At 65.6% G+C, this 20,747-nt stretch carries 26 protein-coding genes; 12 read left to right on the plus strand and 14 right to left on the minus strand.

Features of this window, described 5'->3' with window-relative positions:
* Nucleotides 1-29: 29 nt before the first annotated feature.
* The gene (locus ACOYW5_RS22710; protein WP_423067149.1) at nt 30-1,031 is read left to right on the plus strand and encodes an acryloyl-CoA reductase; all 1,002 of its coding nucleotides are present in this window, start codon (nt 30-32) and stop codon (nt 1,029-1,031) included.
* Between the two features lie 6 nt (nt 1,032-1,037).
* Here the strand turns inward: ACOYW5_RS22710 and ACOYW5_RS22715 are convergent, their stop codons facing one another.
* From ACOYW5_RS22715 to ACOYW5_RS22730, 4 genes are read right to left on the minus strand one after another with little or no spacing between them, the layout of a single operon-like run.
* On the minus strand, nt 1,038-1,370 hold the full coding sequence (locus ACOYW5_RS22715; RefSeq protein ID WP_423067150.1) for an SMR family transporter: 333 nt from the start codon (nt 1,368-1,370) through the stop codon (nt 1,038-1,040).
* Nucleotides 1,367-2,686, minus strand: coding sequence for a UDP-N-acetylmuramoyl-L-alanine--D-glutamate ligase (gene murD / locus ACOYW5_RS22720; RefSeq protein ID WP_423067151.1), 1,320 nt, complete (start codon nt 2,684-2,686; stop codon nt 1,367-1,369). Before murD ends, ACOYW5_RS22715 begins: the two co-directional genes overlap by 4 nt.
* Nucleotides 2,676-4,004, minus strand: coding sequence for a hypothetical protein (locus tag ACOYW5_RS22725; protein ID WP_423067152.1), 1,329 nt, complete (start codon nt 4,002-4,004; stop codon nt 2,676-2,678). Before ACOYW5_RS22725 ends, murD begins: the two co-directional genes overlap by 11 nt.
* Before the next feature lie 2 nt (nt 4,005-4,006).
* Nucleotides 4,007-4,900: a metallophosphoesterase family protein gene (locus ACOYW5_RS22730; protein WP_423067153.1), complete on the minus strand. Its 894-nt coding sequence runs from the start codon at nt 4,898-4,900 to the stop codon at nt 4,007-4,009.
* An 83-nt stretch (nt 4,901-4,983) separates the two neighbouring features.
* Between ACOYW5_RS22730 and ACOYW5_RS22735 the strand changes: the two genes are divergently transcribed.
* Complete coding sequence (locus tag ACOYW5_RS22735) at nt 4,984-5,451, plus strand: NUDIX domain-containing protein (RefSeq protein ID WP_423067154.1); 468 nt, start codon at nt 4,984-4,986, stop codon at nt 5,449-5,451.
* A 31-nt stretch (nt 5,452-5,482) separates the two neighbouring features.
* Nucleotides 5,483-6,442, plus strand: a complete 960-nt coding sequence (gene nudC / locus ACOYW5_RS22740) for an NAD(+) diphosphatase (protein ID WP_423067155.1) — start codon at nt 5,483-5,485, stop codon at nt 6,440-6,442.
* Nucleotides 6,443-6,458: 16 nt separating this feature from the next.
* On the opposite strand, the gene ACOYW5_RS22745 is transcribed toward nudC, so the two are convergent.
* Nucleotides 6,459-7,337: an AraC family transcriptional regulator N-terminal domain-containing protein gene (locus tag ACOYW5_RS22745; protein ID WP_423067156.1), complete on the minus strand. Its 879-nt coding sequence runs from the start codon at nt 7,335-7,337 to the stop codon at nt 6,459-6,461.
* Between the two features lie 139 nt (nt 7,338-7,476).
* On the opposite strand from ACOYW5_RS22745, the gene ACOYW5_RS22750 reads away from it, so the two are divergent.
* The 3 genes from ACOYW5_RS22750 to ACOYW5_RS22760 all read left to right on the plus strand — a co-directional run bounded on the left by ACOYW5_RS22750 (nt 7,477) and on the right by ACOYW5_RS22760 (nt 9,750).
* A complete protein-coding gene (locus ACOYW5_RS22750; protein ID WP_423067157.1) occupies nt 7,477-8,232 on the plus strand; it encodes an SDR family NAD(P)-dependent oxidoreductase in 756 nt (251 codons plus the stop codon).
* Nucleotides 8,233-8,538: 306 nt separating this feature from the next.
* Nucleotides 8,539-8,913: a cupin domain-containing protein gene (locus tag ACOYW5_RS22755; protein WP_423067158.1), complete on the plus strand. Its 375-nt coding sequence runs from the start codon at nt 8,539-8,541 to the stop codon at nt 8,911-8,913.
* A gap of 9 nt (nt 8,914-8,922) precedes the next feature.
* A complete protein-coding gene (locus ACOYW5_RS22760) occupies nt 8,923-9,750 on the plus strand; it encodes a sugar phosphate isomerase/epimerase family protein (protein ID WP_423067159.1) in 828 nt (275 codons plus the stop codon).
* Here the strand turns inward: ACOYW5_RS22760 and ACOYW5_RS22765 are convergent, their stop codons facing one another.
* Nucleotides 9,751-9,975, minus strand: coding sequence for a hypothetical protein (locus tag ACOYW5_RS22765; RefSeq protein ID WP_423067160.1), 225 nt, complete (start codon nt 9,973-9,975; stop codon nt 9,751-9,753).
* Between the two features lie 138 nt (nt 9,976-10,113).
* On the opposite strand from ACOYW5_RS22765, the gene ACOYW5_RS22770 reads away from it, so the two are divergent.
* Entirely contained in the window at nt 10,114-10,407 is a 294-nt protein-coding gene (locus ACOYW5_RS22770) for a hypothetical protein (RefSeq protein WP_423067161.1), read from the plus strand.
* A gap of 49 nt (nt 10,408-10,456) precedes the next feature.
* Here ACOYW5_RS22770 and ACOYW5_RS22775 read toward each other — a convergent pair whose 3' ends face one another.
* A complete protein-coding gene (locus ACOYW5_RS22775; RefSeq protein WP_423067162.1) occupies nt 10,457-11,122 on the minus strand; it encodes an OmpA family protein in 666 nt (221 codons plus the stop codon).
* An 83-nt stretch (nt 11,123-11,205) separates the two neighbouring features.
* On the minus strand, nt 11,206-11,976 hold the full coding sequence (locus tag ACOYW5_RS22780) for an SDR family NAD(P)-dependent oxidoreductase (RefSeq protein WP_423067163.1): 771 nt from the start codon (nt 11,974-11,976) through the stop codon (nt 11,206-11,208).
* A gap of 151 nt (nt 11,977-12,127) precedes the next feature.
* Here ACOYW5_RS22780 and ACOYW5_RS22785 point away from each other — a divergent pair, with 151 nt between their 5' ends.
* The 4 genes from ACOYW5_RS22785 to ACOYW5_RS22800 all read left to right on the plus strand — a co-directional run bounded on the left by ACOYW5_RS22785 (nt 12,128) and on the right by ACOYW5_RS22800 (nt 15,933).
* Nucleotides 12,128-13,132, plus strand: coding sequence for an endonuclease/exonuclease/phosphatase family protein (locus tag ACOYW5_RS22785; RefSeq protein WP_423067164.1), 1,005 nt, complete (start codon nt 12,128-12,130; stop codon nt 13,130-13,132).
* Between the two features lie 343 nt (nt 13,133-13,475).
* Complete coding sequence (locus ACOYW5_RS22790) at nt 13,476-14,036, plus strand: GNAT family N-acetyltransferase (RefSeq protein WP_423067165.1); 561 nt, start codon at nt 13,476-13,478, stop codon at nt 14,034-14,036.
* A gap of 74 nt (nt 14,037-14,110) precedes the next feature.
* Entirely contained in the window at nt 14,111-14,737 is a 627-nt protein-coding gene (locus ACOYW5_RS22795) for a CoA pyrophosphatase (RefSeq protein ID WP_423067166.1), read from the plus strand.
* Nucleotides 14,734-15,933, plus strand: a complete 1,200-nt coding sequence (locus ACOYW5_RS22800; protein WP_423067167.1) for a CCA tRNA nucleotidyltransferase — start codon at nt 14,734-14,736, stop codon at nt 15,931-15,933. Before ACOYW5_RS22795 ends, ACOYW5_RS22800 begins: the two co-directional genes overlap by 4 nt.
* On the opposite strand, the gene ACOYW5_RS22805 is transcribed toward ACOYW5_RS22800, so the two are convergent.
* Nucleotides 15,930-16,118 carry a DUF1059 domain-containing protein gene (locus ACOYW5_RS22805; RefSeq protein ID WP_423067168.1) on the minus strand — a complete coding sequence of 63 codons (189 nt, stop codon included), beginning with the start codon at nt 16,116-16,118 and terminating at the stop codon, nt 15,930-15,932. The genes ACOYW5_RS22800 and ACOYW5_RS22805 overlap by 4 nt on opposite strands.
* A 147-nt stretch (nt 16,119-16,265) precedes the next feature.
* A complete protein-coding gene (locus ACOYW5_RS22810; protein ID WP_423067169.1) occupies nt 16,266-16,499 on the minus strand; it encodes a hypothetical protein in 234 nt (77 codons plus the stop codon).
* Nucleotides 16,500-16,520: 21 nt separating this feature from the next.
* Here ACOYW5_RS22810 and ACOYW5_RS22815 point away from each other — a divergent pair, with 21 nt between their 5' ends.
* A complete protein-coding gene (locus ACOYW5_RS22815) occupies nt 16,521-17,447 on the plus strand; it encodes an HD-GYP domain-containing protein (RefSeq protein ID WP_423067170.1) in 927 nt (308 codons plus the stop codon).
* A 65-nt stretch (nt 17,448-17,512) separates the two neighbouring features.
* Here ACOYW5_RS22815 and ACOYW5_RS22820 read toward each other — a convergent pair whose 3' ends face one another.
* The 4 genes from ACOYW5_RS22820 to ACOYW5_RS22835 all read right to left on the minus strand — a co-directional run bounded on the left by ACOYW5_RS22820 (nt 17,513) and on the right by ACOYW5_RS22835 (nt 20,615).
* Nucleotides 17,513-17,929: a hypothetical protein gene (locus ACOYW5_RS22820; protein ID WP_423067171.1), complete on the minus strand. Its 417-nt coding sequence runs from the start codon at nt 17,927-17,929 to the stop codon at nt 17,513-17,515.
* A gap of 163 nt (nt 17,930-18,092) precedes the next feature.
* Complete coding sequence (locus ACOYW5_RS22825; protein ID WP_423067172.1) at nt 18,093-19,262, minus strand: AAA family ATPase; 1,170 nt, start codon at nt 19,260-19,262, stop codon at nt 18,093-18,095.
* A gap of 16 nt (nt 19,263-19,278) precedes the next feature.
* Nucleotides 19,279-20,148, minus strand: coding sequence for an oxygen-dependent coproporphyrinogen oxidase (hemF, locus tag ACOYW5_RS22830; RefSeq protein WP_423067173.1), 870 nt, complete (start codon nt 20,146-20,148; stop codon nt 19,279-19,281).
* Nucleotides 20,145-20,615: a tRNA (cytidine(34)-2'-O)-methyltransferase gene (locus ACOYW5_RS22835; RefSeq protein WP_423067174.1), complete on the minus strand. Its 471-nt coding sequence runs from the start codon at nt 20,613-20,615 to the stop codon at nt 20,145-20,147. Before ACOYW5_RS22835 ends, hemF begins: the two co-directional genes overlap by 4 nt.
* Nucleotides 20,616-20,747 lie beyond the last annotated feature (132 nt).

A 20,747-nucleotide genomic window follows, 5' to 3' on the forward strand; every position in this document is an offset into this window, starting at 1 on the left:
ACGGTTCGTACTTGTAGTTTGGAGTTCTCATGACTTTCCGGGCCCTCGTCACCGACCAGATTGCAGGCGGTGGAGTGGCAAGCCGGGTCGATGCACTAGGCGAATCACAGCTGCCGGCGGGCGATGTGCTGGTCTCGGTCGATTGGGCCGGGCTGAACTACAAGGACGCGCTGTGCATCTCGGGCCTGGGCGCCTTGGTGAAGACCTATCCGCATGTTGCCGGCATCGATTTTGCCGGCCGCGTGGTCGAGAGTAGCGACGCCCGCTACCATCCCGGCCAGGCGGTGGTGCTCACCGGCTGGCGCGTTGGGGAACTGAGCTGGGGCGGCTACGCCCAGCGGGCGCGGGTCAAGGCCGACTGGCTGGTGCCGCTGCCCAAGCGCTTCTCGACCCGGACGGCGATGATGCTCGGAACCGCCGGGCTGGCGGCGATGCTGGCGGTCAACCGGCTGCAGGCGGAGGGCTTGAAGGCGGGCGACGGCGAGGTGCTCGTCACCGGCGCCGGAGGTGGCGTCGGCAGTATCGCGGTGCTGCTCCTCGCCCGCCTCGGCTACCAGGTCGCCGCCGTCACGGGGCGGCCGGAACGGGACGAACAGCTCACCCGGCTGGGTGCGCACCGCATCATCGCCCGCGACGAACTGCTGAAGCCCAGCGGCAAGGTGCTCGACAAGGAAGTCTGGGCCGGTGCCATCGACAGTGTCGGCGGCCCACTGCTCGGCGAAGTGCTGAAGAAGATCCGCCACGGCGGCACGGTCGCCGCGGTCGGCGCGGCGGGGGGCGCGAACTGGGACGCCAGCATCATCCCGTTCATCCTCCGCGGAATCTCGCTCAGCGGCATCGATACGGTGATGCAGCCCTACGAGGCCCGCGTCGCCGCCTGGGACCGGCTGACAACGCTGTTCGTTCCCACCGCCTTCGAGCAGGTGCTGACCGAGGCGGGGCTCGAGGATCTGCCGAAGCTGGCCAAGACCATGCTGGCGGGCGGTATTGCCGGGCGCGTGATCATCAACCCCCGCGATCCGCCGACGTGAGGCGGCCTAGTGCACCGTCGACTTCGAGAACAGGTTGATCACGATCACGCCGGCCATGATCAGCCCCATGCCGATGATCGCGGGCAGGTCGAGCAGTTGCTTGTAGATCAGCCAGCCGGCCAGTGAGATCAGGACGATGCCGACGCCAGACCAGATGGCGTAGGCGATGCCGACCGGCATGGTCCGCAATGTCAGCGACAGGAAGTAGAAGGCGACGACGTAGCCGACGATCGAAATGATCGACGGCCAGAGCTGGGTGAAGCCATCGGAAGCGCGCAGCGCCGTGGTGGCGATCACCTCGGCGAGGATCGCGACGCCAAGGTAAAGGTAAGCGATCACGCAGCGTCCCCGAAATACTTCTGCGCCAGCCGGACGAAGGCGGCACCGCGTTCCTCGAAATTCTTGAACACCTTGCCGGCCGTTTCGAGCTGTCCGTAGCTCGGCGCGCCCGGCGACAGGATCACCGTATCGAACTTGGCCTGCCGCCCGGCGAGCGCCTTCAGCGCATCATCGAGCGTCCCGGCTTCGACTACCTCGATCTCCGGCGCCGCTGCGTAGGTGAGCGTCGCAAGACGATCGCCCGTCACCGGTAGGCAGACGAGCACCGTCACGCCGCGCTGCAGCAGCAGTTGCGACAGCTCGGTGTAATCCTGCTGGCGCTCGTGGCCTCCGGCGATGAGGGCGATGCGCGTGCCTTCGTAAGCGGCGAGCGCGGCCTTGGTGGCCTCGGGTGTCGTTGAGATCGAGTCGTTGACGAAGATCACGTCGCCGACCGTGTGCTCTTCGAGCCGATGCGGCAGTGGCGCGAACTTGGCGATGCCCCGCACCACGCCCTCGAGATCGGCGCCGGCCTTCAACGCGATCTGGGCGGCCAGCAAGGCGTTGTTCAGATTGTGTTCACCTTTGAGGCGGGAGCGCGACGCTGCCGAGGCAATGCGGTCATGAATGAAGGGCGCGAGGGCGGGGATAAGCCGCTTCTGATCGCGCAGCGCTTCCATTACCAGCGGGTGGCCGAGCGCGCCGACACCCAGCGCCACGGGAAAGGGGGCGTCGCGGTCGATCAGGTTGAGCTTGTCGCCATAATAGCGCTCGACGGTGCGGTGCCAGTCCGTATGCTCGGGCGAAAGGTTTGTAATTGCTGCGATATCCGGCGTGAACGCCATGTCGGCCGTCTGATAGCTCGAGAGCTCGAAGACGACGATCTGGTGCTTGCCGGCGATCTCCAGCGGCGCGAGGCCGACATTACCGGCGAGTCCGGCATCGAGGCCCGACTCGGTCAGCATCAGGTGCACCAAAGTGGCAGTCGTCGACTTGCCCTTGGTGCCGGTAACCGCAATGACTTTTCGGCCGGCCCGGTACTCCTCGCCCCAGAGGTTGAGGTTGGAGGTCACGGCGATGCCGGCTTCGCGCGCCATGGCGAAAACCGGCCGGTAGCGCGACACGCCGGGGCTCTTGACGATGGTCGAAAACAGCCGCGCTTCGATGGCCTGGGTCAGGTCGGCGGGGGTGATGAAGGTCGTGTCCTCGATATCGGCATCGCCGCTGTCGACGGTGACATAGACCTGAAGATCGGGGGCCTTGCTCTTGATGTAGGCGCGGGTTGAGCGGGCCTCGCGGCCGGCGCCATAGAGCAGGACGGGTTCGTCAAAGCGCATGCGGGGCGACTCGCTCGAAGATGTCCTTCGGGATGTGATGTTCTGGGCTATCGATCATCAACTCGGCAAGCGCATCTTCCAGTCGCTGGCTGCCGTATTGATTCAGCAGATCCGGCTTGAGCATTGTAACGATTGGCTCATTTGCCCATTCTGGCATGCTGGTCAGGGCATAAAGGCAGGCGGCCGCTTCCTCGATTTCACCTACGCATTCCCATGGCTTCTGGCCGGCGAGGCCGGTCAGTTCGCGGAACGAGTGCTCGTGGTCGGGCTGGGCGAGGAGGTTCTGGCCGAAGATGCCGATCAAGCGATTCTTCGCCATCACCGGGGCGAAGATCAGGAAGACGAAGTGGCATTTGGGGCACTTGCCGCACCAGAGCGGGCCATTGTGGCCGGCCAGCTTGAAATTCTCGTTGCAGCTCGAAAACACACGGTCGAAGCGCTGGACACGACTGAACATCGCGGCAATGCGGGCCTCCGAGTATGGACGAAGCAGGGAGAAGTAGCCCAGACTTCCCCCGGTTGCGTCGGCCAGCACATTCGCGATCAGTTGTTCGAAATCGAGCGACTTGGAGTGCTGGTGGTTAGCCTCGCGTCCGTCGAACTCGACATTGCCCTCGCTGGCCGAGCGCTCGTTGGAGAGGACGATGCGGTTGTACGAGAACAGCAGCGCCACCAGAGACGCGATCATCGAGTTGATAGCGGTCGAGGGCACGTGGCCGTTGTAGTAGCCGGGCTCCTTGCCGAGCCGGATCATCTCGGGATCGAGCGTGCGGCCGACATAGAGCGGATCGCGGCCGATGGCGGCGATACTGGTGAGGATTGGGCCCTTGGGGTTCACCGCAAACGGCGTGTAGTCGATGCCGGCGGCCTCGAGCAGCTCGACGCTCACCAGCGAATCCTTGCCGCCGCCGATCGGCAGCAGCACGCGGTCGCGCAGTTGCGGGGCCGATGGCAGGGGGCCGCGATCTTCGGGGTCGTCGATCTCGATCTTGCCGAAGCGGATCAGGTTGTTGCGGGCATAGAACTCGCCGAGCCCGTTCTCGTAGACGTCGAGCGCGAAGCCATGCTCGCGCACCGTCATCGGGAAGGGGATTCCAATCCTCAACGGCGCGCGCAGCTTGAAGTAGCTGACGCCCAGCACCACCGCCGTCAACTGCAGCAGCTTCAGGAAGGCGGGCGTCGCGGCGACCGAGTAGTCGGCCCCGGTCGGCAGGGTCAGCACTTCGCTGAACGCAAGCTCGTTCAGGCGATAGTGGAACGTCGCCGTCCCGGCCGCGGGGTCGAGGATCGGCTGCTCGATGGTGAAGGTTTCGCTCACGCTCAATAAATCCTGAGGCTCAGGCGCAGCACAATATCGGGTGAAAGTCGCTGAAAGCCAAATTCGCGCAGCGTGCACTGCCAGGCCGAGCCCAGCCGCTGGATGGAAAACAGGTTGTAGCGCGCCGGATCGTGCCCGCCGGTCTCGCCCTGTGCCGCGCCCGCCGCGGCGACGCCGATCACCGGCACGTCGCCACTCGGGCCGGGGATCGAATAGATCGAGGATTGATGGGTGTGGCCGTGGAGAATCAGCTCCGCCCCGCTATCGGCAATCGCCTTGCGGAAGAGTTTTGCGCCGTAGAGACCGAGGCGGGGGTGCGCCTGTTCCTGGTTGGGCGGGTGGTGGATCAGGACCACACGGAAATAGCCGCCATCGCCGAGGAGCTTCAAGCAGCGCGCCAGCCGATGGGCCTGGTCCTGCTCGAACCGGCCCGCCGCGACCCAAGGCAGGGTGGGCACGGCGCTGTTGCACGAGACGATGGCGACATCGCCGACGCGCCGGACGAAGGGGAAGGCGTTGGCGTCGAGCGTTTCACCGGCGGCGTAGCCGTTCCAGCGGTCGAGCCCCTTCTGCAACTGCCCGTTAATGTAGGCATCGTGGTTGCCGGGGCAGATGGCGACCTCTTCGGGCGGCCCGACCGTCTCCAGCCAGTTGTGGGCCGTGTTGTACTCGGCATCGAGCGCCAGGTTGACCAGATCGCCCGTGATCACGGTGAAATCTGGGTTCTGCTCGCGCATGTGGCGCACGAGCCGCGTCAGGCCTTCGCCGGCGAGCGTGCGTTCGCGCTTGATCTTCCAGTTGATAAAGCCAGTGATCCGCTTGTTCATGAGGTCGCGCACCCGGACGGGAGGCAGCGGCGCCAGGTGAACGTCGGAAAGGTGGGCAAGTGTGATCATTGGGGGCGTAATGCCATGAGGCGCTTGGCATGGAAATGGCCTAAATGCCTTACAACGTTGCTGGTTGAGGTTTGGAAATGGCGATGACGGCGTGGCAGAGGGTGCGGACGACGGCGCACCTCTATCTGGTGGGGATCCGACGCCGCATGGTGCTGGGGGCCCGGGCTGCGCTGGTCGACGGCGACCGCGTACTGCTGCTGCGCCATACTTATATGCCCGGCTGGCATTTCCCTGGCGGCGGTGTCGAGCCGGGCGAGACAGCCGAGCAAGCGGCGCGACGCGAGACCGAGGAGGAAACGGGGCTTCGCGTCGAAGGTCCGATGACGTTCCTCGGCCTCTACCTCCAGGTCAACGAAGCCACAAACCGAGACCATGTCGCCGTTTGTGTCTGGCGAGCCCATAGCGTGATCCACCCGTTCAAGGCCAATGGCGAGATTGCCGAGATCGGCTGGTTCGCTTTCGATGCACTGCCGGCGGGTGTGAACCCTGGCACGGCCCGGCGGGTCGCCGAGATCGCCGCAGGAACGCGCGAACTGCCGGGTTTGTGGTAAGCGGGCGTAGCTGGCTGAACGGGAGAGTCGCGTGGATTACGGGTTTGCATTCAGGCCGGGCGAGCTTGATCGCGCCGCACACCTTCGTGCCGCCGACGGGGCGAGGCAGGACGGGCTGGCGCGCACCCTGGTGTTCTGGCGCGGCAAGCTCCTTGCCTCCGAGGACCGTCGGCCGCAGCTCGCGCCGCTCGATCATCCGGCGCTGGTCGATGCACGCGAAGCGCCCATTTTCGTCGGCCTGACGCCTGAGGGGCCGCGGTTTGCGGTCGAGCTGTCGCTATGGTCGCCGCCCGAGGACGCAACATCCATCGGGCAGTTCATCGACCAGACCGAGCAGATGCATCCGGGATTCCCCGGCGCGAAGTTCGTGGAAATCCGTGGGCTGATGCCGACCCTGTCGCGCCTCGAGGGCGAATCCGTCGCCACGGGGCGGGCGCTACTCGGCTGGCACGCAACGCATCGCTTCTGCGCCAACTGCGGGGCTGGCAGCGCGGTGGAGAGCGCCGGCTGGGTACGCAAGTGCCCGCAATGCGGCGCACAGCACTTTCCGCGCACCGATCCAGTAGTGATCATGGCGATCACGCACGGCGACCGCCTGCTGCTGGGCCGCAGCCCGAGCTGGCCGGAGCGCATGTACTCGCTGCTCGCCGGTTTCGTCGAACCGGGCGAGACCATCGAGGCGGCGGTGCGGCGCGAGACGCTCGAAGAAAGCGCGATCAAGGTGGGGCCGGTGCAGTACATCGCCTCGCAGCCTTGGCCGTTCCCGATGTCGCTGATGTTCGGCTGCCATGGCGAGGCCCTGAGCGAAGAGGTCACCATCGATCCGGTGGAACTGTCCCACGCACGTTGGTTCAGTCGGGATGAGGTGCTGCAGATTCTCGCGGGCGCGCATCCGGAAGTGAACTGCCCCCGCCCGGGCGCGATTGCGGGGGCGCTGATCGACGCGTGGGCGCGGGGCAAGCTGCTCGACACGGGCCATTGGGGGAACTGAGGGCGTGACGGCTCGCTCAGGCCACCGCCTGCAGCCGCCGGTCGCGGGCGGGGGTGACGCCGAAGAGCCGTCCATACTCGCGAGTGAACTGGGGGACGCTCTCATAGCCAACCGCATAGGCGGCGTTGCTGATCGGTTCGCCCGCCGACAGCATCAGGCGCCTCGCCTCGATCAGCCGCAGCTTCTTCTGGAATTGCAAGGGCGTCAGCGAAGTAATGGCACGGAAGTGCTGGTGGAACGAGGATAGACCCATTCCCACGGCGTTGGCCAACTGCTCCACACGCAACGGTGCCGCTAGCTGCGCGCGGATGAGGTTCACGGCGCGGGCGATCCGTTGCGCGTGACTGCCCGGTACACCCAACGCCCGGATCGCGCCTCCGTGGCGGCCGGACAGCAGCCAAAAGTGGAGCTCACGCAGCAGTTGCGTCTGGAGGATTGGGATCGTCGACGGCCTGTCCACGAGTCGCAACAGGCGCAGGGCCGCGTCGGCAACCTCGTTTTCGGTCGGGTCGACGCGGATGGGGGCGTCGGCCAGAAAGGGAGCCGCACCCATTTCCGTCACGAGCTCCGTCACCACCGCGGGATCGATCTCGAAAACGATGGAGACATAAGGCTTGGCGAGATTGGCGTGGGTGATCTGGCTTATGGTGGGCACGTCGGCCGTGATCAACAGCGAGTCGCCTGCACAGAGATCGAAGGTTCTGGACCCTGCGGCCACGCGTTTGCCGCCCTGCTGCACCAGGGCCACGAGGGGGCGGTTGATCGCATACTGCAGCGCCGTCGGCATCGCTTCCCGTACCACGGCAAGACCGGGGATCGGGGTCGTTGCCACGCCGTGCTCGTCGGCGTTGGCCTGGGCGAAGCGGATGGCTTCCGCAAGCAGTGTCGGGGTCATGCAAGGACCGTATCCTGCGGAACGACTGTGCTCAACCGGCTTGGACTTTTGAGCAAGAAATAGCCAGCATCCGGCAACTTTGCGACCCGCCGCTGCGCGATTGCTTCCCCAGCGAAACTGCTGATCAAGGAGCAAGCACATGACCACAATTTCGATCGTCACCGGAGGTAGCCGCGGACTGGGCCGCAACACCGCAATCAGCATCGCGCGCCATGGCGGCGATGTGATCCTCACCTACCGCAACAGCGCCGCGAACGCCGAAGCCACCATCGCGGAGATCGAGGCGATGGGCCGTAAGGCGGTCGCCCTGCCGCTCGACACCGGCATCATTGCCAGCTTCCCGGACTTCGTCGACGCGGTGCGCGCGAAGCTGGCCGAGGTGTGGGGTCGCGGGACGTTCGACCATCTCGTCAACAACGCCGGGCACGGCGAAATGGCCAGCCTCGCCGAAACCACCGAGAAGCAGTTCGACGCCTTGTTCGACGTCCATGTGAAGGGCGTCTACTTCCTTACTCAGGCGCTGTTGCCGCTCATGGTGGATGGTGGAAGGATCGTCAATTTCTCCAGCGGTCTCACCCGGGCCAGCTACCCCGGCTTCTCGGCCTATTCCGCTGCCAAGGGTGCCGTGGAAATCCTGACGCTCTACATGGCCAAGGAACTGGGGAGCCGCGGCATCACCGCCAACACCATTGCGCCCGGTGCGATCGAGACCGACTTCCTCGGCGGCGCCGTCCGCGACACGCCGGCCTACAATGAGGCCTTCGCGAACATCATTGCGCTTGGCCGGGTGGGCGTGCCGGATGATGTTGGTCCTGCGGTCGCGAGCCTGCTCAGCCCGGAGAACCGCTGGGTCACCGCGCAACGCATCGAGGTGTCGGGTGGCCAGAACATCTAGGCAGCTACCACAACGTCCGGCGCGGAGCCACGCTCGCGCCCGCGCCGAGCCACTTTCATCCTCGGGCATTTGGCCGCGCCGAGGTGCTGCAGATCCTCGCGGGCATGCTTCCGGAGGTGAACTGCCCCCGCCGGGTGCGGTTGCCGGGCCTGATCGACGGGTGGGCGCGAGGCAAGCTGTTCGACGCCGGGGACGGGGGAAACTAAGGGAGGGAGCGCCCACCAGCTCGATCCCAGTTTCGCCTCCGCTTGCTCCTCCTCCGCCCCGCATCTAGCATCTCCGTCGCGTCAAGCGAGGGAGAAGCAGATGCTGGCAGAGTGCAAGGTGATCCGTGGCGGCGAGGGCTTCCATGGCAAGCAGGGGCTCGACTATTTCGCCGGCATCTCGGCGGAATCGGCCGGAGCGACCGGCATCTGCATGCACATGCTGGTGATCCCGCCCGGGGCGCAGGCCAAGCCGCACTATCATGCCAACCATGAGACGGCGATCTTCCAGCTCGAGGGCAGTACCTCGTTCCGCCACGGGCCGAACCTCGAATATCTCGATCACGTCAACCAGGGCGACTACGTCTACATCCCGGCGGGCGTGCCGCATCAGCCGTTCAACCCCACCGACAGGATCGCCCGGGCGCTCATCGCCCGCACCGATCCCAACGAGCAGGAAAGCGTGGTGCTGATCTAGGGTCGCGTCATGCAGAAGCTCAGTGTGCTGCAGTCGCTCTGGTCGATGCAGGGGCTGAAGGGCGCTCCGGCAGAACGTTCGCTCGAAACCAATATCGAGATGATCGCCGGGGCCGGGTTCGACGGGCTGGGAACGCTCTGGATCGATCGGGGCGAGGCCGAGCGTACTGCCCGGCTGGCAAATTCCGCCGGGCTCGTTGTCGAGGGCCTGTGCTTTCCCACCGATATCGACAGCCTCAAGCCGGCGCTCGAATGGGGCGCGGCATTCGGGCTGCACTATCTCAATATCCAGCCTAACCTCAGGCCGCGCAGTCTCGTCGAGGCAGCGCGCGTGGCCGAGGGCTGGCTCAAGCTCAGTGACGAGGTGGATTTCCCGGTCTATGTCGAGACACATCGCGACCGGATGACCAATGACCTGCTGTTCACGCTCGACCTGCTGCAGGCCGTGCCGGAGCTAAAGCTGCTTGCCGACCTGTCGCACTATGTCGTCGGCCGCGAGATCGTGCTGCCGGTCTCGGAGGAGATCGAGTTGCAGATCGGTACCATCCTCGCCCATAGCTGGGCCTTCCATGGCCGCGTTGCGTCGAGCGAACAGGTGCAGGTGCCGCTCGGCTTCGCGCAGCACCAGCCGTGGGTGGCGCAGTTCAGCGGATGGTGGCGGCAGGGTTTCGCCGACTGGCGCAGGCGCGCCGGGCCGGATGACGAACTAACGTTCCTCTGCGAGCTCGGGCCACAGCCTTACGCCATCTCGGGTGCAGATGGCGCCGACCTCACCGACCGGTGGGCCGAGTCCCTGCATCTGCGCGATATCGCGCGGGCGGCGTGGCTCGACGGCTGATCAGTCGCCGCGCCGGGTCATCGTAGCCTTGGGTGCCGGACAGTTCATCTTGCCTGTGAATGGGTCCATCGTGCAGGTCGGCCAGATGTGGCAGACCAGTTTGTGGGTCCACGGATCAAGCGTGCAGTTGGGCGGGATCGACTCGCCGTTGTTGCGCTCGGCGAAGACTGGGGTAGCGGCGAGGCCCGCGGCGACTGTGACGGAAAGCAGAACGATGCGGAGCATTTGGATGGTCCCTTCGGCTGGTTCCTATGCTCGCCAGCCTCTGCCCCTTAGCCTGAATGGGCGGTGAGCGGGTGGTTCAGGCGGAACCGGCGGGCCGAGCTATCCATTTAGGTGTTGAACACTCGCAGGAGGATCGAGATGTCCGACGTAGCAACACCGCGCGCACCGGAAGTCGCCAAGATCGACCGGCTGATCGACGAGAACGCCGCACCGCTGGAAGTGCCGGCCGACAGCGCGCTTCGGCTGACCGATGATGTCGAGAAAACCGTCGGCGCCACAGGACCAACGGCCTGGTGGCGTGCCGGCCTTGTCGCGCTCGGAATTGTCGCGGCGATCCTCTTGATCTTCCAGCTGATGATGGGCGGCGCAGGCACGGATGTTGCCCCGGGCACTCCGACCACGGCGCCCGATCAGGTTCAGACCCCGCAATGAAAAAGGCCCGGGAGTGCTCCCGGGCCTAGATCTTCTGAGCGGTGATCGCTCAGCCCTGGATGGGCGAGAGCTGGATTTCGACGCGGCGGTTCTGGGCGCGGCCGGCTTCGGTCGAGTTCGAGGCGATCGGGTCGGTCTCGCCCTTGCCGGTGATGTAGAAGCGGCGCTGGTCGATGCCCTGGCTGGCGAGGATGGTTGCCACGGCGACGGCACGCTTCTGGCTCAGGTCGAGGTTGTAGGTGTCCGAGCCCTGGGAGTCTGTGTGGCCGTAGACGTCGATGACGGTCTTGTTGAACTTCTTGAGCACGAGGCCGACCGAGACCAGCGTCTCGCTGAACTGCGGCTGCACGTTCGAGGAGTCGGTGGCGAAGGTGATGTTGGACGGCATATTGAGGATGATCTGCTGGCCGACGCGGGTCACAGAGACGCCGGTGCCCTGCAACTGCGCGCGCAGTTCGGCTTCCTGCTGGTCCATGTAACTGCCAATCGCCGCACCGGTCAGGCCGCCGACGCCGGCGCCGATCAGCGCCGCGACGCGCGGATCGCTGCCGGTGGCCGCGCCGATGATGCCGCCGACCACGGCGCCGCCGCCCGCGCCAAGCAGCGCGCCGCCTGTGGTGTTCGAAAGCTGGCTATCGCCGGTATAGGGATTGATCGACGTACAGGCGCTCAGCGACAGGGCCGCGAGGCCAGCGATCAGAATCTTGGATTTCATTGACGTCCCCCGAAGGTCTGGCGCGGTTGTCGCCATCGAATGCGGCAGCAAGGTGTCACCGCGCGTGTTTGCCCGCTTGAACGTTAACCGTGCGCCCAGCCGCCGTCGACCAGGAAATCCTGCCCCGAGATCATGCGGGAATCGTCGGCGGCGAGGAACAGCACCATGCGGGCGACATCCTCGGGATAGAGCCGGCCCTTCACCGGCTGGACCTGCTCCAGCATCGCGAAGGCCGCGGGCGTTGCCCATAGCTTCAGCTGGCGCTCGGTCATGATCCAGCCCGGAACGAGCGTGTTGGCGCGGATACCGTGCTTGCCATATTCGCGCGCCATCGAGCGCGTCATGCCATGGGCAGCTGCCTTGGCCGAGGTATAGACGGTCAGCTCGGGGGTGTTGGTCATCCAGCTGACCGAGCCGAAATTGATGATCGAGCCCCGGCCTGCGGCGACCATTCCCGGAGCCACCGCCTGCGCGGCAAAGAAGGCGTGCTTGAGGTTGACCGCCATGTTGCGATCCCAAGCCTCGGGCGTCATCTCCGCGATGGTGTGCCGCGTGTCATTGGCGGCATTGTTGACCAGCGCCAGCGCCGGGCCATGCGCCGCTTCGAAGCCCCGGATGGCGGCCTGGTAGGCGGCGACATCGGTGATATCGCAGCGGATGAACTGCACTGTGCCGCCGCCGGCGGTCAACTCGGCGGCGAGCTTGTTGCCGGCTTCTTCGGCGATGTCGACGAAGCCGACCTTGCTCCCCTGGGCAGCAAAGGCGCGGACAATGCCTTCGCCGATGCCGGAGGCGCCACCCGAGACGACGACGGGCATGCCCTTGAGGCTGGGATAGGTGGCGTATTCGAACATGAAGTCCCCCGGGCACTGGTATGGCGCGGGGGGTTTAGCGTGAGGAGCGTACATCGGCAAGCCGTGCCGTGCTCAAAGCGTCACCCGGCCGACATATGCGGAAGCTATGGGGCGAACTCCCTCCAGTTCCACCGATTCCGGGCCCCCCACGATGCTTCTCGATCTCGTCAAACCGGCTCAGGCCACTCCGCTTGCCGGACCGTCTCACGAGGAGCGCGACCGGCTCGCGGCGCTGGGACGCAGTGAGACGAACCACGCTGAGGCGATGGCCCGTCTCGCCTGCCTGCAGCGGGTCGAGGTACCGGCGACGACGCTCACTCGGCCGCTGGCGTTGCCGCTGACCGTCGCCACCTGGAACCTCGAGCGCTGCTACAATGTCGAGAAGTCGGCCGAGGCGCTGCAGCGCGAGGGCGCGCAACTGGTGCTGCTGTCGGAGGTCGACAACGGCATGGCGCGGACCAAGCAGCGGCACACTTCGCGCGACATCGCGCAGCAACTCGGCATGACGCATGCATTCGGGGTGGAGTTTCTCGAGCTGGAGCTGGGCGCCGAGGTCGAGCTCGAGTTCTGCGACGACGGTTTCAACCTGCACGGCTTCCACGGCAACGCTCTGCTCGCGCCCACCGCGCTGCAGTCACCGGTGATGATCCGGCTCGAGGCGCATGGCCACTGGTTCACACCGGAGACACCGGCCAAGCGGATCGGCACGCGTTGCGCCATCGCCAGCGCGGTGATGACGGCGGCGGGCCCGCTCTACGCGGTATCCGTGCATCTCGAGAATCGCAGCGATGCCGAGTATCGCGAGACGCAGGTACGCGGGCTGATCGATGCGATCGACCAGTTGGCTGGCGACATGCCGGTGATCATCGGCGGAGACCTCAATGCCGGACTCATCAGAAAGGACGGAGCGGGGGAGGAAACGCTGTTCGCACACGCCCGTGGCCGCGGCTTCGAGCTGCATGGCGGGCCGCTCGACCAGACGACCACAAGGCCAAGCCGCGTCAGCCGCAAGCCGCACGGCACGTGGAAGATCGACTGGTTCCTGACGCGCGGGGTCGAGGTGGCGGAAAGCCGGATCGTCTCGTCAGTCGCGCCGGACGGTGAGGTGTTGTCGGATCACGACATGGTGGTGCTGGAGGTGGAGGGGCTACGGTAGTTGTGCACAAGCGAGGCGGGCGGCGCCTCCCGACCTCCCCACAACGGGTGAGCATGAAGGGAGCCTGCCTCACTCTCACCATGAGACCGAAATATCCCTCGCGCTCATCACGATTTGGCAGGAAAGCCACAATCGGAGGAGGCGGTCTTGAAATTTGACTGCAGGTCCATAATTTTGCGTGGACGCATTGGCCGGCATGGTGCTAATGCGCGTTTTAGGCGTCAGGAGGCGCCCAGGATGGAGAAGGCTTATCACGTGACCCGACGACCGTAATCGGTCGCAGCCGGCTTTACCGTTTGCCGGCAGGTATGTCCTCGTCTCTCGAATTCCTGGACTTCGTCACATGATTGCGTCTTCCGTCTCCGTCGCTGCTGACGCAGCGCCCCTGCAAGCTGGCCTGCCCAACGTTCGCTTCGCCACCCCTACCGACGACCAGTTCGTCGAGGATCTGCAGGCTCTCGCCTTCGGTCCCGGCCGCTTCGCCCGCACCGCCTTCCGGGTGCGCGAGCGGTTCCCGATCGACACCTCGCTCAGCCTCGTCGCCGAGGTGAATGGCGTGCCGTGCGGCTCGGTATGGATGACCCCCATCAGCGTCGGCGGCATCGACGGCTACCTGCTGGGACCGCTGGCGACGCATCCGGATTTCCGCAAGCGCGGCGCGGGCAAGTTGCTCGCCAAGGAAGTGACCCGCATCGCGCTCGAGCGCGGCGAGGGCAGCTTCGTGCTGCTAGTCGGCGATCGCGATTACTATTGCCCGCTCGGCTGGGTGCCGACCGAACTCGGTGCCGTCGAGTTCCCCGGCCCGGTCGACCCGACCCGCGTACTGGTCTATTCTGCCGATCCCACCATGGCTGTACGGCTCAAGGGGCCGATCAAGGCGTTCGGAGCCGGCAAGCAGTCGTAGGTTCTCACTTGTCGCGCCTTCGAACCGGAAAGGCTCCAACTTTTCCTGAAGACGCTCCGAACGATCGGTTTGCCGTGCCGGACGAAGACGCGCTCATCGAGAGAATCACCGGCCGGCTGCTGCGCGAACCCCAGCCGTTCGCGGCGGGAGCCGGCATGCAGCCCGACTGGGTGCCGGATATTCCCCATGGCCGGCCGCCCGTCCATGCTGCGGTGCTGATAGCGCTGGTGCGGCGGCCCGATGGGCTCGCCATCCTCTATACCGAACGCTCGCCGGATCTCCGCTCCCATTCGGGGCAGATCGCCTTCCCCGGTGGGAAGGTCGACCCGACCGATACCGGTGCAGCCGATGCAGCGCTGCGCGAAGCCTGGGAAGAGGTCCAACTGCAGCGGGCCGACGCCCGGGTGCTGGGCTACATGCCGCTCTACTATACCGGCACCAACTATCTGATCACGCCGGTGGTGGCCGTGGTCGATCCGCGTGGGCCGTTCATCCCCAATCCGGGTGAGGTGCGCTCGGTATTCGAGGTGCCGCTTGGCTACCTGATGACGCCCGGCAGCTTCACCACCTTCAGTATCCGGCGGAACGGGCGGGAGCACAGTACCTGGCAAATCGAGCATAGCGGGCTTGTCATCTGGGGGATAACAGCGAACCTTACACGTCGCTTCCACGATCTGGCGCTAGGCCCGGAGACCGGTTGAGCAAGCTTGGGGACATCGAGGCAAGGCTGAAGCGGGCCGAGTGGCTGATGCGCCCCGAGACGCAGCGCATCCTCGCGCTCCTCGATGGGGCGGCCGGCCGGACTCGGGTTGTCGGCGGTATCGTGCGCGATACGTTGCTCGACCTGCCTCACGAAGCATCCGACATCGATCTCGCGACCGAACTACTGCCGGAGGAGGTGACCCGGCGGGCGCAGAAGGCGGGGCTTTCGGTCTATCCGACCGGTATAGAGCACGGCACCGTGACGCTTCGGCTCGGCACGCTGACCACCGAGGTCACGACGCTGCGCGAGGACGTCGAGACCGATGGGCGGCGCGCCGTGGTGCGTTTCGGGAGCGACTGGCGGCTCGACGCTATGCGGCGGGACTTCACCCTCAATGCGCTCTATGCCGGCATGGATGGGGCGCTGTTCGACCCGCTGCACGGGCTCGACGATTGCCTTGCGCGCCGGGTCCGGTTCATCGGCTCGCCAGCGGAGCGGATCGCTGAGGACCGGCTGCGCGTCTACCGGTTCTTCCGGTTCTCGGCGAGCCATGGTGGCGAACAGTTCGATCACGATGGCCTCGCCGCCTGCGTGGCAGCGGCCGGTACGCTTGGAGCACTGGCGGCCGAACGGGTCGGCGCAGAGATGCGCCGGATGCTGGGCGTGCCGCGCGTCGCACGGACGTTGCTGGCGATGCGGGACGCGGACATTCTCGACATGCCCGAGCCGGCGATCGGATTGCTGCGCGGATACGAGCGCCGGGCGCGGAAGCCGTGGTTGCACCCGCGGCTGGCGCTTCTGGCTGCGACGATCGACGCGATGCTGCTTCAGTCGACTTGGCGGTTGTCGAACGACGATGTGGCGGGGGCGGTGTCGATCCTCGCGGCGGCGCGGCTGATCGTCGAGTTCAGGCTCAACGAGGCCGCGTATCGTTACCCTGCGGCCCTCGCGGATGCGGTGGACGTTGCCGCGTCGCTCGCCGACTGGGGCGATGCGGGCCGGCTCGCGGTGGTGGAGCAACTGCAGCGGCTCGACGTGCCGCGCTTCCCGCTCGGCGGGAACGATCTGATCAAGCTCGGCATCCCAGCCGGCAAGGCGCTCGGGCTGGAGCTCGAGCGGCTCGAGCGCGCCTGGATCGAGAGCGGTTTCACCCTCGATCGGCAGGCTCTGCTCGGGATGGCGAAGCGAAGCTAGTGGAGGGCTTCGCTCTTCTCGTGCACGCGCGACTTGATCTCTTCGATCATGTTGGGGCGCACCACTTCTTCGTTGTGGGCCGAGCGCAGGTGCTCGGCGGCTCGGCGGACGACTTCGGCGCTGTCCTTGGCTTCGGTGTGCCAGCTGCAACCCGGAACGAGGGTGCCACATTCGAAAGACTTCATGGTTGGTCTCCTTCGTTGGTGGCAGACCAAGAGGCCACAGGAATGCGGCAATGGCGGGGCTGCAACGGCCACAGGTTGGTGTTCATCGTTCCGAGATTTACCAAACATCCACGATTGGGCGCGGAAGATGGTGCGCGTATACGCATACTATTTTCGAAGCTTATGGCTCAGATTGACCAGATCGCCGGTGATGTTGTGGCGGATGCGCTCGTCTTTGTATGCGACGCGCAGAGCCAAACTCATGCGCGTGGACTGGCCGTTGCATTGGGAAGCCGGGTTCTGGTGATCGGAGCGTTCGGCCCGGAAGAACTCCGGGGCGTCGATCAAGTCGTCGTCGACGCCGACCTGCGTGACATGCGGTCGATCGATACACTTAAGCATGCCCTCGACCGCGTTCCGGCCGTGCGCGCCCGGACTTTCCTTGTCGATGAAGGCAATAGCGAGCGCCTGCTGCGCGTACAGGCCAACGCGCTGGGGGCGACGCGGCACATGGTCCGCCGCTTTGCATTGAACCAGTTGCAGCGCGAGCTCAGCGCTCCGCTGCGGCCGAAACGGACGCCGCGCGATTTGGCCAAGCTCAAGGCTGCTCCCGGTGGCGAGTCGGCCTTCAGGGCAGGGGAAGCGCTGAGCGATCTCTTCGAGGGCGTGCTCAGTGGCGAAGCGATATCCCTGCAGGGCGTCTCGCAGGCGGCGGCGGGGGTGCTCGCCAGTGTCGGGGACGTGGGTGCCGGGCAGTGGCTCGCGACCGTGCGCGAGCATCATGAGGGCACATTCCAGCACTGCATGCTGGTGACCGGCGTGGCCGCGGGCTTCGCTCGAGGCGCCAAGCTGAGCTCAGCCCAAGCCGGCGCACTGATGAACGCGGCACTGCTGCACGATATCGGCAAGGCCGTGATTCCGCGCAACATTCTCGACAAACCCGGCAAGCTCACGCCGGAGGAGTTTGAGGCGGTGAAGCTCCATCCGGTGGCGGGCTACGATTATCTCGGGAAGCACGGAAGCGTGTCGCCGGTGATCATGGATGCCGTGAGGCACCATCACGAGGCGCTGGACGGCAGCGGCTATCCCGACAAACTCAAGGGCGAGGAAATCACGCCGCTCACCCGCATCCTCACTGCCTGCGACGTGTTCGCGGCACTGGTCGAGACGCGGCCCTACAAGGCGACGCGGACGCCGGAAGAGGCGGTCGAGGTGCTAATCGACATGACGCTGACCAGCAAGGTCGACTATGGCCCGGTGCGGGCGCTGGCGGGGAGTTTTGGCGTAGCGCTGCCGCCGACTATGGGCGGTCTGGTCACCAAGGTCGCCGGGGTGCGGCCGCTCGGCTGACCGGCGCCCGCGCACCCCGGGATGTGCAGGCACACCCTAGAGAGTGCGCGGGGCGGGTGTGGCTTTCACGAGATGTAGATCTGGACCGAACTGTTGCCGGTCGGGGCCACGTCGACGACCTGGTCGACGGCGATGTGGTTGCGGGCGAGTAGGCGCATGGCGGCCGGGTCGGCTTTCAGCGCTTCGCGCAGCAAGTGGATCGCCTGGTCGCTAGCTTCGACGGCCTTGAACGCCTTCGACGCATCGCCGCCGTCGTTCCAGGCCGTGTCGATGCGGAGCACGGACACGCTCCTCGCCTGCAGCAAGTCGGCGATGTCGGCGCGGTTGAAGATCTTCACCTGCTGGTCGAAGTCGTCGACCGACATGCCGCTACCCGCCTTTGCCATGTTGAAGGTCGCCGTGGAGGCGAAGGCGGGCATTGTCGTCAGGATGACGGCCGCCGTAATCGCGGTGGTGCCAAGGATGTTGAAAGCTCTGTTCATTCTTCGAGTCCTTATGTAGCGAGGCTGAGCGCGGTTCCGTTGCGCTGGCTGGAACCGTTCGAGGGTGCGTTTGCACCGGCCCGCTGAATCTAGGACTGGACCTCGCCGAACGTTAGTTTCCGGCGGCTTAAGCTTCGGCAAGTTTGGTAAGGCGACTGTCCGGTCACTCGTCGTCGAACACGCCCAGCGGGCTGAGGCCGTGGATGCTCGTTCCGTCCTCGGTGCGGATCACCTCGCGAGGGGTGATGCCGCTTAGCTCGGCTATCGCATCGGCCAGAGGCTGCGAATGGGTGACGACCCAGATCTGCGAGCGCTCGGCCGCCTTCACGATGGTTTTTGCCAGGGCCGGCAGCAGGCTGGGATGGAGGCTGGTTTCGGGCTCGTTCAGCGCAATGAACGGGGGCAGGCGGTAAGAGAGCAGGGCACCCATCAGGGCCATGAACTGCAGGGTGCCGTCCGACAGTTCGTGCGCCCAGAAGACGCGCTTTGGCGTTTCGGGGAAGACGAGGCCGAAGGTGGCGAACTCGCCGGGCTCAGGCACGATAAGCTCGGCGCCGGGGAAAGCCAGTTCGACGGCGGCGTCGAGATCGGCGGTATCATGCCGGATATGGCGGAGCGTGGCGAAAACCGAGGCGAGGTTAGAGCCGTCGGATGCCAGCAGCGGCGAGGTGATGGCCCGCGAGGGCCGTCGCAGTGTCGATTCGACGTCGGTCCGAAAGCCATGGAAGAAGCGCCAATTGCTCAGTTCCTGGCGGACCACCGCAATCTCTGGGTAGCCACCGCGCACGGTGGAGAGCGCGGTTTCGCTGGCCAGCGCCCGTTCATTGACGATCTCGCGCTCACCGTTGCTGCCGCGGGCCCAGATGGCGCTGTTGGTGCGCTCGAGCAGGCGGACATCGCGCTTGCCGGAGCGGATATCGAGGAACTCGTGCTTGATCTGCGCCTCGCCGCCGAAAGCAGCGTCGTACTTGGACGGGAAGCCGAGTTGTACGCTATAAGTCGGCACGAAGTCGTCGATCTGGAGCCGGGCCTCCAGATCCAGTCGCCGGCCACCCTCGTGCGCGCGGTAGCCATCAGTCCGGTACATGGGATCGAAGCTGCCGTCCTCGGTGAGGTTCTTGCCGCCGGCCCAGAAGATCGAGCCGAGGCCACCTTCGCGCGCGATCTCGGCGGCGAGCGTGCCGCGGGCGGCTGCATGGAGCAGTTCGATCGAGCGGTAGAGGTTGGTCTTGCCGACTCCGTTCCCGCCGATCAGCACCGTCAATTGCCGCAGCGGCAGCCGGAGCTTCCTGACCGACCGATATCCCTTGATGTCGATGTCGGTCAGCGTCATGCGGCCCCCAGGCGACTTACGGCCACTTCACCTCGGGTGGCATGGAGGAGAGGATAGAAGTGACATTGCCGCCGGTTTTCAAGCCGAAGGTGGTGCCACGGTCGTATAGCAGGTTGAATTCGACGTAGCGGCCGCGGCGGATGAGCTGTTCGTCGCGATCCTCTGGTGTCCACGGAGTCTCGAAATTGCGGCGCGCGATCCTGGGATAGACATTTAGGAAGGCGCGGCCGACGTCCTGGGTGAAGGCAAAGTCGGCGTCCCAGTCACCGGAATTGTGGTTGTCGTAGAAGATGCCGCCGATGCCGCGTGGCTCTTTGCGATGCGGCAGGTAGAAGTAGTCGTCGCACCACTTCTTGTAGCGCGGGTAGTCGGCACCGTGGGCCTCGCAGGCAGCCTTGTAGGCGGCATGGAAATCGATCGTATCAGGGTCTTCCTGCGTGCGCCGGCGGTCGAGCACCGGCGTGAGGTCGCCGCCGCCGCCGAACCACCATTTGCCGGTGACGATCATGCGCGTGTTCATATGCGCGGCTGGAACATTGGGGTTCCACGGGTGGATGATCACCGAGACGCCGGCGCTCCAGAACTCGGTGCCAGCCTCCGTATGCGGCATCTGCCGGGCGAATTCCTCGGAGAACTGGCCGTGGACGGTGGAGATGTGGACGCCCGCCTTCTCGAACACGCGGCCGTGCAGCATGCCCGTCTCGCCGCCACCACCGGCGTCGCGGGTCCAGGGCGTGATCTCGAACTTGCCGGCCGGGCGGTCGGCATGGGGTCCCTCGACGTCCGCTTCGATGGCCTCGAGCGCACCGGAGAGCTGGTCGCGGAACGAGCGAAACCAGGCGGCGGCGAGTTGCTGTTTTGATTCAATATCGGCGGGCAAGGTCATGTCAGCTCAGAGAAAGCGTTGGTCTGGCGGAGCGCCTCCCCTAGCACGAGGCTGCCGGCCACGGCCACGTTGAGCGAGCGCATTTGTTGCCGCATTGGGATCCGTATGCGCAAGTCGGCATCGGCCGCGACTTCGTCAGGTACGCCGGCGCTCTCGCGGCCGAGCATCAGGACGTCTCTCGCGGTGTAGGCCGCCGCATAGGCCGAGCTGCTCGATTTGGTGGTGAGTAGCACCAGCCGCCGGCCGGCGGCGCGGCGCCATGCATCGAAATGGGCGTAGCTATCGTGCTCCGTGTAGCTGGCATGTTCGAGGTAGTCGAGGGCACCGCGCTTCAGCGTCCTTGCCGAGAACGCGAAGCCGGTCGGGTGGACGATGTGGACGTGCACGCCGAGGCAGGCGCCAAGGCGGAGCAGGGTGCCGGTGTTCTGCGCGATGTCGGGCTGGTAGAGCGCAAGTTCTACGGTCATAATTCCTGAGTGTTTTCGTTGACTTTTTGGTGGTTGCTATAGTGTCGCAGAAGGGGAAAGTCACCCCAGCGGCGGCTGGACAAGCCACATTCATAGTGTCAAAAGAACGCCCAAATCACGCGCCTTTTCGGG

It is taken from the genome of Devosia sp. CN2-171 (genome assembly GCF_049354815.1).
Taxonomy (GTDB): domain Bacteria; phylum Pseudomonadota; class Alphaproteobacteria; order Rhizobiales; family Devosiaceae; genus Devosia_A.

What these genes read in the sequence shown, in the direction of transcription:
- ACOYW5_RS22835 (WP_423067174.1), bottom strand. Translation starts at nt 20,615, where the DNA reads ATGACCGTAGAACTTGCGCTCTACCAGCCCGACATCGCGCAGAACACC.
- ACOYW5_RS22825 (WP_423067172.1), bottom strand. Translation starts at nt 19,262, where the DNA reads ATGACGCTGACCGACATCGACATCAAGGGATATCGGTCGGTCAGGAAG.
- hemF (WP_423067173.1), bottom strand. Translation starts at nt 20,148, where the DNA reads ATGACCTTGCCCGCCGATATTGAATCAAAACAGCAACTCGCCGCCGCC.
- ACOYW5_RS22745 (WP_423067156.1), bottom strand. Translation starts at nt 7,337, where the DNA reads ATGACCCCGACACTGCTTGCGGAAGCCATCCGCTTCGCCCAGGCCAAC.
- ACOYW5_RS22730 (WP_423067153.1), bottom strand. Translation starts at nt 4,900, where the DNA reads ATGATCACACTTGCCCACCTTTCCGACGTTCACCTGGCGCCGCTGCCT.
- ACOYW5_RS22810 (WP_423067169.1), bottom strand. Translation starts at nt 16,499, where the DNA reads ATGCTTAAGTGTATCGATCGACCGCATGTCACGCAGGTCGGCGTCGAC.
- ACOYW5_RS22760 (WP_423067159.1), top strand. Translation starts at nt 8,923, where the DNA reads ATGCAGAAGCTCAGTGTGCTGCAGTCGCTCTGGTCGATGCAGGGGCTG.
- ACOYW5_RS22755 (WP_423067158.1), top strand. Translation starts at nt 8,539, where the DNA reads ATGCTGGCAGAGTGCAAGGTGATCCGTGGCGGCGAGGGCTTCCATGGC.
- ACOYW5_RS22820 (WP_423067171.1), bottom strand. Translation starts at nt 17,929, where the DNA reads ATGAACAGAGCTTTCAACATCCTTGGCACCACCGCGATTACGGCGGCC.
- ACOYW5_RS22785 (WP_423067164.1), top strand. Translation starts at nt 12,128, where the DNA reads ATGCTTCTCGATCTCGTCAAACCGGCTCAGGCCACTCCGCTTGCCGGA.
- ACOYW5_RS22765 (WP_423067160.1), bottom strand. Translation starts at nt 9,975, where the DNA reads ATGCTCCGCATCGTTCTGCTTTCCGTCACAGTCGCCGCGGGCCTCGCC.
- ACOYW5_RS22780 (WP_423067163.1), bottom strand. Translation starts at nt 11,976, where the DNA reads ATGTTCGAATACGCCACCTATCCCAGCCTCAAGGGCATGCCCGTCGTC.
- ACOYW5_RS22775 (WP_423067162.1), bottom strand. Translation starts at nt 11,122, where the DNA reads ATGAAATCCAAGATTCTGATCGCTGGCCTCGCGGCCCTGTCGCTGAGC.
- ACOYW5_RS22710 (WP_423067149.1), top strand. Translation starts at nt 30, where the DNA reads ATGACTTTCCGGGCCCTCGTCACCGACCAGATTGCAGGCGGTGGAGTG.
- ACOYW5_RS22805 (WP_423067168.1), bottom strand. Translation starts at nt 16,118, where the DNA reads ATGAAGTCTTTCGAATGTGGCACCCTCGTTCCGGGTTGCAGCTGGCAC.
- ACOYW5_RS22735 (WP_423067154.1), top strand. Translation starts at nt 4,984, where the DNA reads ATGACGGCGTGGCAGAGGGTGCGGACGACGGCGCACCTCTATCTGGTG.
- murD (WP_423067151.1), bottom strand. Translation starts at nt 2,686, where the DNA reads ATGCGCTTTGACGAACCCGTCCTGCTCTATGGCGCCGGCCGCGAGGCC.
- ACOYW5_RS22770 (WP_423067161.1), top strand. Translation starts at nt 10,114, where the DNA reads ATGTCCGACGTAGCAACACCGCGCGCACCGGAAGTCGCCAAGATCGAC.
- ACOYW5_RS22750 (WP_423067157.1), top strand. Translation starts at nt 7,477, where the DNA reads ATGACCACAATTTCGATCGTCACCGGAGGTAGCCGCGGACTGGGCCGC.
- ACOYW5_RS22790 (WP_423067165.1), top strand. Translation starts at nt 13,476, where the DNA reads ATGATTGCGTCTTCCGTCTCCGTCGCTGCTGACGCAGCGCCCCTGCAA.